This is a genomic window from Rhodococcus rhodnii NBRC 100604, from assembly GCF_001894925.1.
Taxonomy (GTDB): Bacteria; Actinomycetota; Actinomycetes; order Mycobacteriales; family Mycobacteriaceae; genus Rhodococcus_F; species Rhodococcus_F rhodnii.
The window spans coordinates 34,972-50,841 of the sequence record NZ_BCXD01000024.1; the positions used below are offsets into that span (position 1 = coordinate 34,972).

Genomic DNA, 15,870 nt, shown 5'->3' on the forward strand with positions numbered 1-15,870 from the left:
CGTGAGCGAACCAACCGCGGCGCCCGCGGCGATCGAGGTGCGGGGCGCGCGCGTCCACAACCTGAAGAACGTCGACGTCGACGTTCCGCTCGGCATGCTCGTCGGCATCGCGGGGGTGTCCGGGTCGGGGAAGTCGTCGCTCGCGATGGGCGTGCTCTACGCCGAGGGCTCGCGCCGGTACATCGAGGCGCTGTCGACGTACACCCGCCGCCGTATGGCGCAGGCCCCTCGCGCCGACGTCGACCGCGTGCGGCACGTCCCCGCGGCGCTCGCGCTGCGGCAGCGGCCCGGCGTCCCCGGCGTGCGGTCGACGTTCGGGACGTCCACCGAGCTGCTCAACGTGTTGCGGCTGATGTTCTCGCGGCTCGCGCGGCACGTGTGTCCCAACGGGCACCGGCAGGAGCCGACGCTGAACGTCGGCGCCGAGGAGCCGATCGTGTGTCCCGTGTGCGGCGTGGTGTTCGAGGCGCCGGGGGCCGAGGCGCTCGCGTTCAACTCGGGCGGCGCGTGCCCCGAGTGCGACGGCACGGGCACGGTCCGCGGTGTCGACGACGCCGCGCTGATCCGCGACCCAGGTCTGTCGATCGACGACGGCACGGTGATCCCGTGGCAGATGTACGGGTTCAACGTCCAGCCGCAGATCGCCCGCGAGTTCGGTGTCCGCACCGACGTGCCGTGGCGGGAGCTGACGCGGCGCGAGAAGGACGTCGTGCTGGGCGGGCCCGAGGAGAAGAAGCACATCACCGTCACGACGAAGAACGGTGTGCACGAGCTCGACTTCACGTTCCGCAATGCGCGGCTCACCGTCACCGAGGAGCTGGCGCGCGCCCAGGACGAGAAGCGGCTCGCGCGCGTGCGGCGCTTCCTCACCGAGTCGGTGTGCCCGGAGTGCGGCGGTACGCGGCTCTCACCGGCGGCGCGGGCGCCGAGGATCGGCGAGGACGGCCTCGCCGACGTCACCGCCATGACGCTCGGCGACGTCGTCGAGTGGGCGCCGACCGTCGCCGGGACGCTGCCGGCGGACATGCGCCCGATGTCGACGAGCCTCGTCGACGCGCTGAACGGGATGGCGCGGCGGCTGCTCGAGCTGGGCCTCGCGTATCTCTCGCTCGACCGCGCGAGCGCGACGCTCTCGACGGGGGAGCGGCAGCGGGTGCAGCTCTCGCGCGCGGTGCGCAACGAGACGACCGGCGTGCTCTACGTCCTGGACGAGCCGTCGATCGGACTGCACCCGTCGAACGTCCACGGACTGCAGGGAGTGATCGCCGATCTGCTGGCGGAGGGCAACTCGGTGGTGATGGTGGACCACGACGTCGCGGTGCTGCGGTCGGTCGACCGGCTGATCGAGATCGGGCCCGGTTCGGGACGCGACGGCGGAACCGTGATCGCCGAGGGCACCGTCGACGAGGTCGGGGCCGATCCGCGGTCGCTGATCGGCGAGTTCCTCACCGGCAGTCGCCGGGTCGTGGTGCGGCGGCCCGTCCCGGCGGCGGAGGTGTTCGCCCGCGGCGCGATCCGGTTGCGGACCGGCCGGCTCCACACGGTGCACCCGGTCGACGTCACGATTCCGCGCGGGCGGCTCACCGTGGTCACCGGCGTCTCCGGATCCGGGAAGACGACGCTGGTGCTCGAAGGCCTGGTCCCCGCGTTGCAGGCCGCCGAGAAGGAGGCACCGCTGCCCGCCCACGTCGAGGACCTCGACGCCGGTGGCATCGAGCGCGTCGACACCGTCGATTCGACGCCGATCGGAATCAACGTCCGCTCGACCGTCGCGACGTACTCGGGCGTCCAGGACGAACTCCGACGCGCCTACGCGCGACTCGCATCGGCGCGCGAGGCCGGGCTGACGGCGGGCGACTTCTCGTACAACACCGGATCGCTGCGCTGCCCGCGCTGCGACGGGACGGGCCGGATCTCGCTCGACGTGCAGTTCCTGCCCGACGTCGACATCACGTGCCCCGACTGCGGTGGCCTCCGCTACGGACCCGACGCCGAGCGTCATCGGCGGCCGTCCGCGACCGGCGACGGGGACGTCGCGCTGCCGGACCTGCTCGCGATGACGGTCGCCGAGGCGATCGAGCACGTGAGCGACCTGAAGAAGGTGCGGACGCGGCTCACGACGCTGCTCGACGTGGGCCTCGGCTATCTCACGCTCGGGGAGTCGACGCCCGCGCTGTCGGGCGGCGAGGCGCAACGGCTGAAGCTGGTCGCCGAGCTCGACCGCCCGCAGAACCGCACGCTGTTCGTGATGGACGAGCCGACCGTCGGGCTGCACCCGCTCGACGTCGCGGTCCTGATCGTCGTGCTCGACCGGTTGCTCGATCGCGGGGCCACCGTCGTCGTGATCGAGCACGATCTCGACGTCGTCGCGAACGCCGATCACATCGTCGACATGGGCCCCGGCGGTGGTGTCGACGGCGGGCGCATCGTCGTGGCGGGGCCTCCCGACGCCGTCGCCGCGGAGCCCACGAGCGTCACGGGGCGGTATCTCCGCGATCATCGGGCGACCCGGCCGGGTCACGGGAAGCGATGATGCGGCAGACTGGGGGAGTGAGCGTCGCACGAACTCCCGAACGGCACGCCGTACGCGACGTGCTCGCCGATGCCGCCGCGCAGGCACGCGCCGCGGTCGAGGATCTGGGCGAAGGCGGTGTGGGCGCGTACCTGGGCGCCGTCGCCGAGGACGACACCGCCGCGACCCATCATTTCGCCACCGAGCTGCCCGGCTATCGCGGCTGGCAGTGGGCCGTGGTGGTCGCCGCGCCCGCCGGCGCCGATCACGCGACGATCAGCGAGATCGCACTGCTGCCCGGACCCGACGCGCTCGTCTCGCCCGACTGGATTCCGTGGTCCGAGCGGATCAGGGCGGGCGACCTCGGCCCCGGTGATCTGCTCGCGCCGCACCCCGACGATCCCCGGCTCGTCCCGGGATACACCGCGACGGGTGATCCCGTCGTCGACGACACCGCGTTCGAGGTCGGACTCGGCCGTCGCCAGGTGATGAGCCGCGAGGGCAGGCTCGACGCCGCCGAACGCTGGTTCGAGGGTGAGTGGGGCCCGTCGTCGCCGATGGCCGAGGCCGCGCCGTCCACGTGCGGGCTGTGCGGGTTCTATCTGCCGCTCGCCGGTTCGCTGCGTTCGGCGTTCGGGGTGTGCGGCAACGAGTTCGCCGCCGACGGCCACGTCGTGCACGCCGAGTTCGGCTGCGGTGCACACTCCGACACCGAACTCCCCGGCGGTGCCGGGTCGCCGCGCTACGAAGCGTTCGACGACGCCGCCGTCGAGATCGTCGAGCGGCCCGTGCCGGCGACCGAGGCCGAGACGGCCGAGCAGGTGTCCGAGACTGTCGAGCAGGCGACCGAGACCGGGGCCGGCGAATCACCGAGCTAGCCGACCCGTTCGGCACCTCCGAGCTGCGACGCGCGACCCTCGGTGCCTGGCTGTCGTCACCGACGCGACTGCGTGAGGACGCCGCCGCCGAATCCGATCTGGTCCGTGGCGGCTATCGCGACCGGCTGTTCACCGAGCTGATCCAGAACGCGTCGGACGCCGCCGCTCAGGCCGGGACTCCGGGCCGGGTGCGCGTCCGGCTCGCGGAGCGGACGCTCGCGATCGCCAACACCGGCGTGCCCGTCACCGCTGCGGGAGTGCAGTCGATGCTCGCGCTGCGCGCCTCGAGCAAGACCGACCTGCCGCACGGCGATCGTCCCGGCGGTGAGGTCGGCCGATTCGGGGTCGGCTTCACGAGCGTGCTGTCGGTCGCCGACGACGTCGAGGTCCGGTCGACGAGCGGCTCGGTCGCGTTCTCTGCCGAGCGGACGCGGGCCGCACTCGCCGCCGACGGCGTCGAGGATCCGGGGGAGATCGCCGTTCTGCGACTCGCGTGGCCGATCGCCGCGCCGCCGCCGGACGGATTCGAGACGGAGATCGTGTTGCGGCTGCGCGACGACGTCGACACGGACGCCCTGCTCGCGGCGATCACGCGTGACGCCCCGGACCTGCTGCTCGAACTTCCCTCGGTCGCGTCGATCGACGTCGCGGGCGACGTGGTGCGGCGCGACGAACGAGAGCGCGGCGCGGTCACCGAGATCGCCGTCGGCGACCAGCGGTGGTGGCAGGTCCGCGCACCGCACGCGCGGTGGCTGATCCCCGTGCGCGGGGAGACGCCGCGCAGCGTCGGCGACGACGTGCTGCGCGCCCCGACCGCCTCGGACGAGGCACTCTCCCTTCCGGCGCGGATCGTCGCCGACGTCGCGATGGCGCCCGATCGCCGCCGCGTCGCCGCCGATGCCGATGTCCCGCGCCTCGCCGCCGGATACGCCGACGTCGTCTCCGCGCTGCCGCCCGAACACCGCGCCCGCCTCGTCCCTGCCCCCGGCTTCCCGCGCAGCGAGGTCGACGCAGTGCTGCGCGAGGCGCTCGTACGCGAGCTGGCGGAGCGGCCGTGGGTTCCCACCGTCGCCGAGGACGGCGTCGCGGGCGGCGACGTCCCCGGATCGCGCGCGCGGGTCTTCGGCGGACTCACCGACGAGCTGGCCGCGATCGTGGGCGGCGTCGTCGGCGACCTCGCCGTCCCGGCGCTGTCCGGCTCCCGGGAGACCGCACTGCTACTGGCGGCAGGGGCCGCCCGGCTGGATCTCGCGGGACTCGCCGAACTGCTCGAAGGTGTCGGCCGGCCACCCGCGTGGTGGGGGCGGCTCTACGACGCGCTCGCCCCGTTCGTCGTGGATTCGGTTGCGGCAGAAGAGCTCGCGACGCTCCCCGTCCCGCTCTCGGACGGCCGCCGCGTCACCGGTCCCCGGACCGTGGTCTCGGGCGACGCCGACGATCTCGCCGGTGTCACCGGCGTCACGTGGGCTCGGCTCGCCCATCCGGACGCCGACCGGCCGCTGCTCGCGCGCCTCGGGGCGCGCCGCGCGAGCGCCGTCGACCTGCTCGACGATCCGGCGCTGCGCGCGCTGATCGACGACGCCGCGGACGACCTGCTCGACGCCGACGAGACCGCCGCGGTCACCGAAGCCGTCATGGCACTCGCAGCGCGGGTACCCGTCGGCGCCGCTCCCGTCTGGCTCGGTGGCCTGCTGCTCCCGGACAGCGACGGCGACGAGGTGCCGGCCGATCAGCTGCTCGTGCCCTCGACACCGCTCGCGGGCCTGCTGATCGAGGACGCGCCGTTCCGGATCGTCGCCGACGACGCCGTGGCCCGGTGGGGCGAGCACGCGCTGCGCGTCGTCGGTGTGGGCGACGGATTCGCCGTTCCCACAGTCGATCCGGCCGACGCCGACGAGCTCGGCCTGGACGAGTTCGAGGTGTGGTCGGCTGCGCGGGACGTCGTGCCCGAGCAGGTCACCGTCGTGCGCGATCTCGACCTCGTGGATCCCGATCGCTGGCGGGAGGCGCTGACCGTACTCGCCGCCGATCCCGCCGTCGCGCCCCTCCTCGCCGACCGCGACGGGTACACCGCGTGGTGGCTGCGCGGGAACGTCGTGCTGGCCGGACGGCCGATCGCGGTGCTCCGCGCACCCGGCGACCCGACCTTCGCGGGCCTGCTCGACGCCGTCGAGCATCCCGCCGCGTCGGCGCTGACGGGCCTGCTCGCCGGTGCGCGCGTCGAATCGCCCGTCCTCGCACGCAGGCTCGTGGCCGCGCTCGGCGAGCGCGACCGCGCCGTGGCACCGGACGTCGTCGCGCGAGCCCACGGCGCGCTCGCGCGCGCGGTCGCGGACGGGACCGTCGAGGTCCCGGACATCGAGCCGCCCGAACAGGTACGGGGGATCTCGGGGGCCGTCGTCGCGGCCGAGGACGCACTCGTGCTCGACGCCGGCTGGTACGCGCACGTCGTCGACCCCGATCGGCTCGTGGTGGGCGATCTCGCGACGGCCGAGGCCCTCGCCGACCTGCTCGATCTGCCGACGGCGTCGTCGCGGATCGACGCGAGCGTCCTCGGCGCGGGCGAGCGGGTGCGGCTCGGCGACGACGCCGCGGCCGTCACGGCGTTCGCGGCGGCGGGCGCCGTCGTCCCCGATGCGACGGTGACGCTGCACGATCGGCTGCGGGTCCGCGTCGGCAGCGCGGTCACGGGGGAGTACGACGTCCCGTGGTGGGTGGATCCGGACGGAACACTGCACTGCGTGCGTGGCGCGATCTCGCCGACCGTCGTCGCAGGTGCGCGCCGGTGACGGAGACACTCGCGGCGGCCGACGGGCTCGACGGCGCCGTGCTCGACTCCGTGCTGCGCGACCGCACCCCGGGTCTCGCGGAAGTCCTGTACGCCGTCACCTACACGGGCGGGACGGCGGCGATCGCGATCGGAGCCGCGATCGTCGCGCTCGCGTTGCTCGTCCGGGGCCGGCGCGGTGACGCCGTGTTCGTCGCCGCCGCGACGGCGTTCAGCTTCGTCGCGATGAACGTACTGAAACTCGTGTGGCGGCGCGAACGCCCGCCGGTTCCGGAGCGGCTCGTCGAGGTGTCGAGCTACTCGTTCCCGTCGGGGCACGCGATGCTCACGGCGCTGTTCGCGGGTGTCGTCGTCACCGTGCTCGTGCGATCACGGCTGCCGCGGGCGGCGCTCGTCGCGGCGATCACGTGCATGGTGGTCTACACGATCGCGATCGGACTCACTCGGGTGTACCTCGCGGCGCACTGGATGACGGACGTCCTCGCGGGATGGGCCGCCGGCGGCGCGCTGGCGCTCGTCGCCGCGGCGATCGCGTCACGCGTACGACGTGGCTGACTCGCCGGTCCGGTCCGGCCGGTGACTCAGAGCAGTCCCTGCTGGGCGCCGCGTTTTCCTGCGCGCGCACTCCGCAGCTGAATCGAATAGAGCACGAAGCCCACGGCGCCGAGAATCACTCCCGCGATGCACGCTTCGAGTGCGCCGTACCACTGCGTGTCGGTGGCGATCACCACAACGCCGGTGACGATCCACGCCGCGACGCCTCCCACGAGCGCGACGCGCGGATCGCTCAGGCGGCGCAAAACCGCAGGCTCGGGTACCGATATCGGCTCGGACGGCATGATGGCCACTGTACGGTGGCGATGCCGACGCGGTGCGATCGCGCCACGGGACGCGCGAGCCGTGGTGGTTGGTCCGGCGGGCGAGGGTGTATTTTTCGCGGGTTCGGAAATACTCGGGGATCACGGCGCGAAGAGGACGAAACGGCCATGGCAGTCGGCACCAAGCTGCTCGACAACTACTTCAAGATCAGCGAACGCGGCTCGACCGTGAGCGCCGAGGTGCGTGGGGGCGTCGTCACGTTCTTCGCGATGGCGTACATCGTCGTGCTCAATCCGCTGATCCTCGGCAGCTTCTCGCCCGACGACGCCGTCGCCAAGGTCGACGTGCTCGGGAACATCCTTCCGGTCAACCAGGTCGCGGCCGTCACGGCGCTCGTCGCGGGCCTCATGAGCATCGTCTTCGGCGTCGTCGCGAACTATCCGTTCGCGATCGCCGCGGGCCTCGGCATCAACTCGCTGCTCGCGGTGACCATCGCGCCGCAGGTCACGTGGCCCGAGGCGATGGGGCTCGTCGTGATCGACGGCATCATCATCGTGGTCCTCGCGCTCACCGGCTTCCGCACCGCCGTCTTCAACGCGATCCCGCCCGAACTCAAGGCGGCGATCGCCGCGGGCATCGGCGCGTTCATCGCGTTCATCGGTCTCGTCGACTCGGGCTTCGTCCGCCGCATCCCCGACGCCGCCGGCACCACCGTCCCCGTCGGCCTCGGCATCGACGGCTCGATCGCGTCGTGGCCGACCGCCGTGTTCGTCTTCGGCCTGCTGCTCATGGGCGTCCTCGTGGCACGAAAGGTCAAGGGCGGCCTGCTCATCGGCATCGTCGTCACGACGATCGTCGCGGCCATCGTCGAAGCGTTCGCGAACGTCGGCCCGTCGCAGGGCACCAATCCCAAGGGCTGGAACCTCTCGACTCCCGAGCGGCCCGACAGCTTCTTCGGCCTGCCCGACCTCAGCCTCGTCGGCGACGTCAGCGTGTTCGGCGCGTTCACCCGGATCGGTGTCATCGCCGCGTCGCTGCTCGTCTTCACGCTCGTCCTCGCGAACTTCTTCGACGCGATGGGCACGATGACGGGACTCGGCAAGGAAGCGAACCTCGTCGACGAGAAGGGCAATCTCCCCAAGATCGGCAAGGCGCTCGTCGTCGAGGGCGCGGGTGCGATCGCGGGCGGTGGTGCCTCGGCGAGCTCGAACACCGTCTTCGTCGAATCGGCGTCCGGCATCGCGGAAGGGGCGAGGACGGGCCTCGCGAACGTCGTCACCGGCATCCTGTTCCTCGTCGCGATGTTCTTCACGCCGCTCTACTCGGTCGTTCCGATCGAGGCGGCGGCGCCCGCGCTCGTCGTCGTCGGCGCGCTCATGATCGCGCAGGTCCTCGACATCGACCTGCGCCGGTTCGAGATCGCGCTGCCGGCATTCCTCACGATCCTCGCGATGCCGTTCACGTACTCGATCGCCAACGGCATCGGCGTCGGCTTCATCTCGTGGGTCGTCCTGCAGACCGCCGCGGGCAAGGTGAAGCAGATCCACCCGCTGCTGTGGATCGTCGCGGCCCTGTTCGTCGCGTACTTCACGATCGACCCGATCACCGAGGCACTGACCTGATCCCGGTCGCCCGAGCGGCAGTGATCTCGGTCCGCGGCGACGTCGGTGCCCGAACTGTCCCGTATTCTGCAGGCGTGACCTCCGATCCCCGTGCGCTCGCGAGCGAGCTCTCGCTCGTCCTCGTCCGCATCACGCGTCAGCTGCGTGGCAGGCGAGCCGACGCCCAGATCTCGCTCACGCAGCTGTCGGCGATCGCGACGCTCGCCCGTGACGGGGCGATGACGCCGGGGAACCTCGCTGCCAGGGAACACGTCCAGCCGCCGTCGATGACACGCGTCATCGCCTCGCTCACCGACGCCGGGCTCGTCGCGCGTACACCGCACCCGACGGACGGCCGGCAGGTGCTCGTGTCGCTCACCGACGCGGGGCGCGCCCTCTTCGAGGAGGAGTCCAACGCGCGCGAGGAATGGATGACCGAGCGTCTCGCGTCGCTGAACGAGGACGATCGGAACACGATCGGCGACGCCGTCGCGATTCTGCGCGACCTCGTGACGCCGCCGTCCGGAACCCCCACGCGCGGACGCTGACCGGCCCCCGGGCTCCCGACGTCGCGGGCTCGGGAGGACGATGACCGGGTGAGTGCACCCGACGAACCCCGGCGAAGCGGGATGTTCGCGGCGCTGCACACGCGCAACTACCGGCTGTGGGCGGGCGGCCAGATCGTCTCGCTCGTCGGCACGTGGATGCAGCGCATCGCCCAGGACTGGCTCGTCCTCACGCTCTCGGGCGGCAACGCTCTCGCCGTCGGCATCGTCATGGCGCTGCAGTTCGGTCCCACACTCGTCCTGTCGGTGTGGGGCGGTGTGCTCGCGGACCGGTTCGACAAGCGCCGGCTGCTCATGGCGACGCAGGTCGGAATGGCCACGTGCGCACTCGTTCTCGGGCTGCTCGACGTCACGGGCGCGGTCGTGTTGTGGCACGTGTACGTCGTCGCACTCGTCCTCGGTTGTGTGTCGGCGATCGACGCTCCCGTGCGGCAGTCGTTCACGATCGAGATGGTCGGTCCCGAGCGGTTGTCGAACGCGATCGCCCTGAACTCGATGACGTTCAACAGTGCCCGCATCGTCGGCCCTGCGATCTCCGGCGTGCTCATCACGTGGATCGGCACCGGGTGGGTGTTCCTGCTCAACGTCGTGACGTTCGCGGGCGTCCTCGCGGGGCTCGCCGCGATGCGGGAACGTGAGTTGTTCGCCTCACCCAAGGTGCCGCGCGCGAAGGGACAGGTGCGCGAGGGCTTCCGATACGTGCGGTCCAGGCCCGATCTCGTCGTCGTCCTCGCCGCCGTGTTCATGGTGTCGACGTTCGGGCTCAATTTCCCGCTGAGCCTGGCTGTGCTCGCGCGCACGACCTTCGAGCAGGGCGCCGACGCGTACGGACTCCTGTCGACGATGCTCGCGATCGGCACGCTCGCGGGTGCCGTGATCGCGGCGCGGCGCCGGACACCGCCGAGGCTGCGCACGCTCCTCGCCGCCGCGGCCGGGTTCGGGCTGTTCGAGATCCTCGTCGGCGTGATGCCGACGTACGTCCTCGTCGCGATCCTGCTCGTCCCGACGGGCGCGCTCACGCTCACCTTCACGACGGCAGCGATGAACATCCTGCAGGCGTCGGTGCCGTCCGAGATGCGCGGCCGGGTCATGGGCATCTACATGCTGTGCTTCCTGGGTGGCACCCCGCTCGGCGGTCCGGTGCTGGGCTGGCTCGCCGACGTTCTCGACCCGCGAGCGCCGCTCGTGATCGGTGGCGCGATCTCGCTCGCCAGCGGCGTCGCGGCCGTCGCGTACCTGTGGTGGCGTCAGCGAATCGAGACGGGATCGTCCTGACGTTTCGCTTCGATCCGGTGCTACGTCCACCAGAAGACGAGTGCCGCGAGGACGGAGCCCGCCGACGACAGCGCCTGCGCGCCGAGGTGGACGTCGTACTCCATGGCGCGGCTCGCTCGGTCGAGTAGCGGTATTCGCCGAGTCGCCGGCCCGGCGCGCTCCGGGGACCGCGAGTCGCGGCCGGCGCGGCGTGCGGCACGATGACGTGCGTGGTTCACGTCATCGACATCACCGACCCCGCCGATCCGCGGCTCGACGACTATCGCGATCTCAACAAGTCCGATCGCCGTCCCGATCTGCCCGGCGGCAAGGGGCTCGTGATCGCCGAAGGCGTGCTCGTCGTGGAGCGGATGCTCACGTCGCGATTCGTCCCGATCAGCCTGCTCGGCGTCGACCGGCGACTCACCGAACTGGGCAGCCGCCTCGGCGGTGTGGACGTGCCGTTCTACCGGACGCCCACCGAGGTGATGGACGAGGTGATCGGCTTCCACCTCAACCGCGGTGTGCTGGCGGCGGCGCGACGACCCGAGCCGCTCACCGCGCAGGACGTGCTGACCAGTGCGCGCACCGTCGCCGTCCTCGAGGGAGTCAACGATCACGAGAATCTCGGATCGATGTTCCGCAACGCCGCGGGGCTCGGCGTCGACGGCGTGCTGTTCGGCAAGGGCGCGGCCGATCCGCTCTACCGGCGCGCCGTGCGGGTGTCGATGGGACACGTGCTGCGCGTCCCGTTCGCCGACGTCCCCGACTGGCCGCGGGGGCTGAACCTGCTGCGCGAGAACGGCTTCCAGCTCATCTCGCTGACGCCGGACCCGGGCGCCGTCCGGCTCGCGGACGCGATGACGGGGGAGAAGGTCGCGGTGCTGCTCGGTGCCGAGGGGCCCGGGCTGACCGAGCACGCGATGCGCGCGACCGACGTCCGCGCCCGGATCCCGATGGCGCCGGGCACCGATTCGCTCAACGTCGCGACGGCGGCGGCGATGGCCTTCTACGAACGGGCACGGACCGCGGAGTGACGGCTCGCTCGCGGTTCGTTCGCGGCAGCCGAAGGCTCATTCGCGATAGCCGAAGTAGTCGAGCACGCGCGCGAAGACGCCGCGCGGCGGCTGCCGCACGACGGTGATCGGATCGGGCCGCGGCGCCGCGTTCGGCGTCGGCCGCGGATCGCGTTCCGGGGGAGTGGGGCCCGGCAGCGCAGGTACCGAGGCGGGACGGAAGCCGATCACGCGAAGGTCCGCGGCGCGCACGGGGTCGCTCGGCGCAGCACGGGTGTACCGGAACCCCAGCCACGCGAGGTTGGCGTGCTCCGCGAACTGCTGCGGGTGGAACGGCAGGGCGTCCGGATCGGGGAGGGTGCCGTCGCGGTACCGCAGCGGGTGCTCGCCCGCCCAGAACGGCGCCTCCCACACCTGCGGCAACCCGATGTCCTCGACGATGCGGTTCGGCGTCGCACTGAACGCGCGTCGCAATCTGTCGCCCTCCCACAGCGCGAAGGCGCCCGACGCGTCCTGCGGATGCGAGGCGACGAGGATCGTCCGCTCGGCACGCAGGCGCTGCGACGGCGGCAGTTGCGACGGGAGATCGACGGCGAACAGCGGCGAGGCGACGACGGTGACACGGGGATACGCGCCGACGTACACCTGATCGTCGGTGCCGCCCGCGACGGTGCTCAGCGGGACGGGATCGCTCGCCGCGAGATCGGACGTCCCGAGCAGCGCCGTCGCCAGTCCGCGTGACGCGACCGGGTCGGGAGCCGGCCGGTCGCTCAGCGCACGGACGGGATCGGCGCGGTGGACGAGCCAGATCGTCGAGATCGCGCGAGCCACGTGGCGATTCCCCCAGTCGTCGTCGGGTGCGCCGCGCGCTCAGTGTCCGCTGCTGCGCACCCCGAGCAGGACGTCGTCCCACGACGGCAGTGCGGGCTTGCCGCGCTTGTCCTTCGCCCTGCGCTCGGCGCTCTCGGCATCGGGCGCGGGTGCGTCCTCCGGGACGGTCTCGGCGTCGATGATCTCTTCGGCGGGTTCGGCCGGCGCAGGCTCGTCGGCACGCGCATCGGGTTCACCGGCCGGGGTCTCGGCGACCGAGAGCTCGAGTTGATCCTGTTCGGGGGACGCGACCGCGGTCAGTCCGCGCAGCGGCCGGCCGAAGTCGGGATCGACGAGGTCGAACGCGGTGTCGTCGAGGGCGACGATCGTGCCGCCGTGGGCGTCGGGCTGGTAGCGCCAGTGCGCGGAGTTCGTCGAGCGGCCCGCCTGCCACAGCAGTTGCGCGACCCAGTGGCCCTCGTCGTCGCGCCACGCGTCCCAGCGCGCGGAGTCGAAGTCGTGGCCGCGTTCGCGGAACGCCTGCGCGACGATCTCGCTGAGCGTCATGACGGTGGGGCCGTCGTCGCGAACCGGGTGTCCGCCCTGCGCCATCTCCGCGGCACGCGAGCGTTCGAGCAGTACGGGGTAGGCGAAGCGTTCGACGCGCGACACGGGGATGCCGGCTTCGTCGGCGACCTCGTCGACGGAGGCGCCTGCGCGGATGCGGGCCTGGATTTCACGGGGCCTGAGCTGACTGTCCATCTCGATCTCGATCTGTCCTAGTCGAGCCATGTCTCCGCGGGAGGCAGCGCGAAGCTTGTCGTCGGCGGGTAGCCGAAATTTCTCGCCGGTTGCAGCATCGGCGCACACCACGTGCGAGCCGTCGGGTTCGAGACCGATCACTCGAAGTTCTCGCACCGTTGGTCCCTCCTCGTCGCGCCGGCTCGCGATCAACTCACACGACTGTAATTCACGCGTGACCCGTTCGTGGGAGGACACGCATCTCCGTCCGCTTCCGTGCCCCGGCGGTTCTGCACCCCGAATGTCGTTCTGCACCCCTCTCGGCCGGTCGAGAGGGGTGCAGAACGCGAAAAGGGGTGCAGAACCGCGGGAGCGGAGCCGACCGGCGGACGGATCAGAGCTGGCCGACGACCCAGTCGATGCTCTTCGTCAGCTGGCCGACGTCCTCGGGGTCGATCGCCGGGAACATGCCGATGCGCAGCTGGTTGCGGCCCAGCTTGCGGTACGGCTCGGTGTCCACGATTCCGTTGGCGCGCAGGATCTTCGCGACGGCCGCCGCGTCCACGTCGTCGGCGAAGTCGATCGTGCCGACGACCTGCGACCGCAGCGCCGGATCGGCGACGAAGGGCCTCGTGTACGACGTCTTCTCGGCCCACTCGTAGAGCCGCGACGACGAGTCGGCCGTCCGCGATACGGCCCAGTCGAGGCCGCCGTTGCCGTTCATCCACTCGATCTGGTCGAGCAGCAGCAGCAGCGTCGCGAGGGCAGGCGTGTTGTACGTCTGGTCCTTGCTGCTGTTGTCGACGGCGATCGGAAGCGACAGGAAGTCGGGCGTCCAGCGGCCCGAGTCCTTGATCTCGGCGACCCGCTCGAGCGCAGCCGGGCTCATGAGCGCGATCCACAGTCCGCCGTCGGCGGCGAAGCACTTCTGCGGGGCGAAGTAGTAGACGTCCGAGTCGGCGACGTTCACGGGCAGACCGCCCGCACCCGACGTCGCGTCGATCGCGATCAGCGCGTTCTCCGAGCCCGCCGGATGCGTCACGGGGACGGCGACGCCCGTCGAGGTCTCGTTGTGCGCCCAGCCGATGAGGTCCACCGAACCGTCGGCGACGATCTCGGGCGCGCTGCCCGGATCGGCCGACACGACGACGGGATCGCCGACGAACGGGTTGTTCTTCGCGACCGACGCGAACTTCGACGAGAACTCGCCGTACGTGAAGTGCTGCGAGCGCTCCCGGATCAGCCCGAACGCCGCAGCGTCCCAGAACGCCGTGGTGCCGCCGTTGCCGAGGACGACCTCGTATCCGTCGGGCAGCGAGAACAGGTCTTTCAGGCCGGCACGCACACGCGCGACGACGTCCTTGACGGGCTTCTGCCGGTGGCTCGTGCCGAACACGGACGCGCCCACGTCGACGAGGGACTGGAGCTGCTCGGGACGAACCTTCGACGGTCCGCAGCCGAAGCGGCCGTCGGCGGGCTTGAGCTCTGCGGGGATGATCGGGTTACTCATCGGTGCTACTTCTGTCCTCGCTCGAGATGGATCTGACGGGTTACGGGTCGCACGGGCTCACGCGTGGTCGATGCGGTCCCAGCCCTCGACGGACTCGGGGCTGCGGGGCTCGGGGCCGGTGTAGACGGCGGCAGGCCGGACCAGCTTGCCCAGGCGCTTCTGTTCGAGGATATGGGCGCACCAGCCGGCGGTGCGGCCACACGTGAACATCGCGGGCATCATGTGCGCGGGAACCTCGGCGAAGTCGAGGATGACGGCCGCCCAGAACTCGACGTTCGTCTCGATCGCTCGGTCCGGACGACGCTCGCGCAGCTCCGCGAGCGCGGCCTGCTCGAGAGCGGCCGCGGCCTCGAAACGCGGGGCGTCGAGACGCTCGGCGGTCGCCCGCAGGACGCGCGCCCGAGGATCCTCGGCGCGGTACACGCGGTGACCGAAGCCCATGAGCTTCTCTTTGCGATCGAGGATCGACTTGACGACGCCGCGCGCGTCGCCGGTGCGTTCGGTCTCCTCGATCATCGGCAGTACGCGAGCGGGTGCGCCGCCGTGCAGCGGGCCCGACATCGCGCCGATCGCGCCGGACAGCGACGCCGCGACGTCGGCACCCGTCGACGCGATGACGCGCGCGGTGAAGGTCGAGGCGTTCATGCCGTGCTCGGCCGCCGACACCCAGTACGCGTCGATCGCCTCGACGTGGCGTGGATCCGGCTCGCCCTTCCAGCGCACCATGAACCGCTCGGTCACCGTCGTCGCCTCGTCGATCCGCTTCTGCGGGACGGCAGGGACGTAGATGCCGCGCGCCGACTGCGCGACGTACGACAACGCCATGACGGACGCGCGAGCCAGATTGTCGCGGGCGGTCTCCTCGTCGATGTCGAGCAGCGGCTGGTAGCCCCAGATCGGCGCGAGCATCGCGAGCGCGGCCTGGACGTCGACGCGGACGTCACCGGTGTGGACGGGCAGCGGGAACGGCTCGGCGGGCGGCAGGCCCGGGCCGAAGCGGCCGTCGACGAGCAGCGCCCACACGTTGCCGAAGGTGACCTTGCGGGAGACCAGATCCTCGATGTCGACGCCGCGATAGCGCAGCGCACCGCCGTCCTTGTCGGGCTCGGCGATGTCGCTGGTGAACGCGACGACCCCTTCGAGTCCACTGACGAAATTCTCGGGCACCGCCGGGCTCGCGGTCATTGCAGGCTCCGTCCTGGGGGTTCGGTACCGCTCGGATGGGAGCGATACTGCAGTTCTTCGTCCGTGAGCACCGCGCCCGGCCCGGTCGGTCGGACCGCACGGATCAGCGGCGTCGTCACCCGAAATGCTAGTCCTCGCCGCACGTCGATTCACCGGCGCCCTTGCGCCCCGCGTCAGCGCCGCCCTCGCG

Annotated in this window: 14 protein-coding genes; 8 read left to right on the forward strand and 6 right to left on the reverse strand. The window is 71.6% G+C overall.

Annotation, left to right across the window (positions count from 1 at the left end):
• Position 1 precedes the first annotated feature (1 nt).
• Genes RR1_RS16435 through RR1_RS16450 form a run of 4 tightly spaced genes read left to right on the forward strand, consistent with a single transcriptional unit; the run spans position 2 to position 6,733 of the window.
• A complete protein-coding gene (locus tag RR1_RS16435; protein ID WP_010836817.1) occupies positions 2–2,533 on the forward strand; it encodes an excinuclease ABC subunit UvrA in 2,532 nt (843 codons plus the stop codon).
• Entirely contained in the window at positions 2,530–3,390 is an 861-nt protein-coding gene (locus RR1_RS16440) for a DUF3027 domain-containing protein (protein WP_040772243.1), read from the forward strand. Before RR1_RS16435 ends, RR1_RS16440 begins: the two co-directional genes overlap by 4 nt.
• 23 nt (positions 3,391–3,413) lie before the next feature.
• Positions 3,414–6,179, forward strand: coding sequence for a sacsin N-terminal ATP-binding-like domain-containing protein (locus RR1_RS16445; protein ID WP_072713655.1), 2,766 nt, complete (start codon positions 3,414–3,416; stop codon positions 6,177–6,179).
• Entirely contained in the window at positions 6,176–6,733 is a 558-nt protein-coding gene (locus RR1_RS16450; RefSeq protein WP_010836903.1) for a phosphatase PAP2 family protein, read from the forward strand. Before RR1_RS16445 ends, RR1_RS16450 begins: the two co-directional genes overlap by 4 nt.
• A gap of 26 nt (positions 6,734–6,759) precedes the next feature.
• On the opposite strand, the gene RR1_RS16455 is transcribed toward RR1_RS16450, so the two are convergent.
• On the reverse strand, positions 6,760–7,017 hold the full coding sequence (locus RR1_RS16455) for a DUF2530 domain-containing protein (protein ID WP_040772284.1): 258 nt from the start codon (positions 7,015–7,017) through the stop codon (positions 6,760–6,762).
• 147 nt (positions 7,018–7,164) lie between these two features.
• Between RR1_RS16455 and RR1_RS16460 the strand changes: the two genes are divergently transcribed.
• The 3 genes from RR1_RS16460 to RR1_RS16470 all read left to right on the forward strand — a co-directional run bounded on the left by RR1_RS16460 (position 7,165) and on the right by RR1_RS16470 (position 10,439).
• Complete coding sequence (locus tag RR1_RS16460; RefSeq protein ID WP_010836901.1) at positions 7,165–8,619, forward strand: NCS2 family permease; 1,455 nt, start codon at positions 7,165–7,167, stop codon at positions 8,617–8,619.
• A gap of 74 nt (positions 8,620–8,693) precedes the next feature.
• On the forward strand, positions 8,694–9,146 hold the full coding sequence (locus tag RR1_RS16465) for a MarR family winged helix-turn-helix transcriptional regulator (protein WP_040772283.1): 453 nt from the start codon (positions 8,694–8,696) through the stop codon (positions 9,144–9,146).
• Between the two features lie 81 nt (positions 9,147–9,227).
• On the forward strand, positions 9,228–10,439 hold the full coding sequence (locus RR1_RS16470) for an MFS transporter (protein ID WP_010836899.1): 1,212 nt from the start codon (positions 9,228–9,230) through the stop codon (positions 10,437–10,439).
• 20 nt (positions 10,440–10,459) lie between these two features.
• Here RR1_RS16470 and RR1_RS21980 read toward each other — a convergent pair whose 3' ends face one another.
• Positions 10,460–10,657, reverse strand: a complete 198-nt coding sequence (locus RR1_RS21980; protein WP_010836898.1) for a hypothetical protein — start codon at positions 10,655–10,657, stop codon at positions 10,460–10,462.
• On the opposite strand from RR1_RS21980, the gene RR1_RS16475 reads away from it, so the two are divergent.
• Entirely contained in the window at positions 10,649–11,455 is an 807-nt protein-coding gene (locus RR1_RS16475; RefSeq protein ID WP_010836897.1) for a TrmH family RNA methyltransferase, read from the forward strand. The two genes, RR1_RS21980 and RR1_RS16475, sit on opposite strands and share 9 nt — an antisense overlap.
• 36 nt (positions 11,456–11,491) lie before the next feature.
• Here RR1_RS16475 and RR1_RS16480 read toward each other — a convergent pair whose 3' ends face one another.
• The 4 genes from RR1_RS16480 to RR1_RS16495 form a co-directional block, all read right to left on the reverse strand.
• A complete protein-coding gene (locus tag RR1_RS16480; RefSeq protein WP_010836896.1) occupies positions 11,492–12,265 on the reverse strand; it encodes a DUF6928 family protein in 774 nt (257 codons plus the stop codon).
• 39 nt (positions 12,266–12,304) lie between these two features.
• Positions 12,305–13,162 (reverse strand): septation protein SepH, encoded by an 858-nt coding sequence (gene sepH, locus RR1_RS16485; RefSeq protein ID WP_010836895.1) that lies wholly within the window; start codon positions 13,160–13,162, stop codon positions 12,305–12,307.
• A 217-nt stretch (positions 13,163–13,379) separates the two neighbouring features.
• The gene (gene serC / locus RR1_RS16490) at positions 13,380–14,495 is read right to left on the reverse strand and encodes a phosphoserine transaminase (RefSeq protein ID WP_010836894.1); all 1,116 of its coding nucleotides are present in this window, start codon (positions 14,493–14,495) and stop codon (positions 13,380–13,382) included.
• A 57-nt stretch (positions 14,496–14,552) separates the two neighbouring features.
• Positions 14,553–15,680, reverse strand: coding sequence for a citrate synthase 2 (locus tag RR1_RS16495; RefSeq protein WP_010836893.1), 1,128 nt, complete (start codon positions 15,678–15,680; stop codon positions 14,553–14,555).
• Between the last annotated feature and the right edge of the window lie 190 nt (positions 15,681–15,870).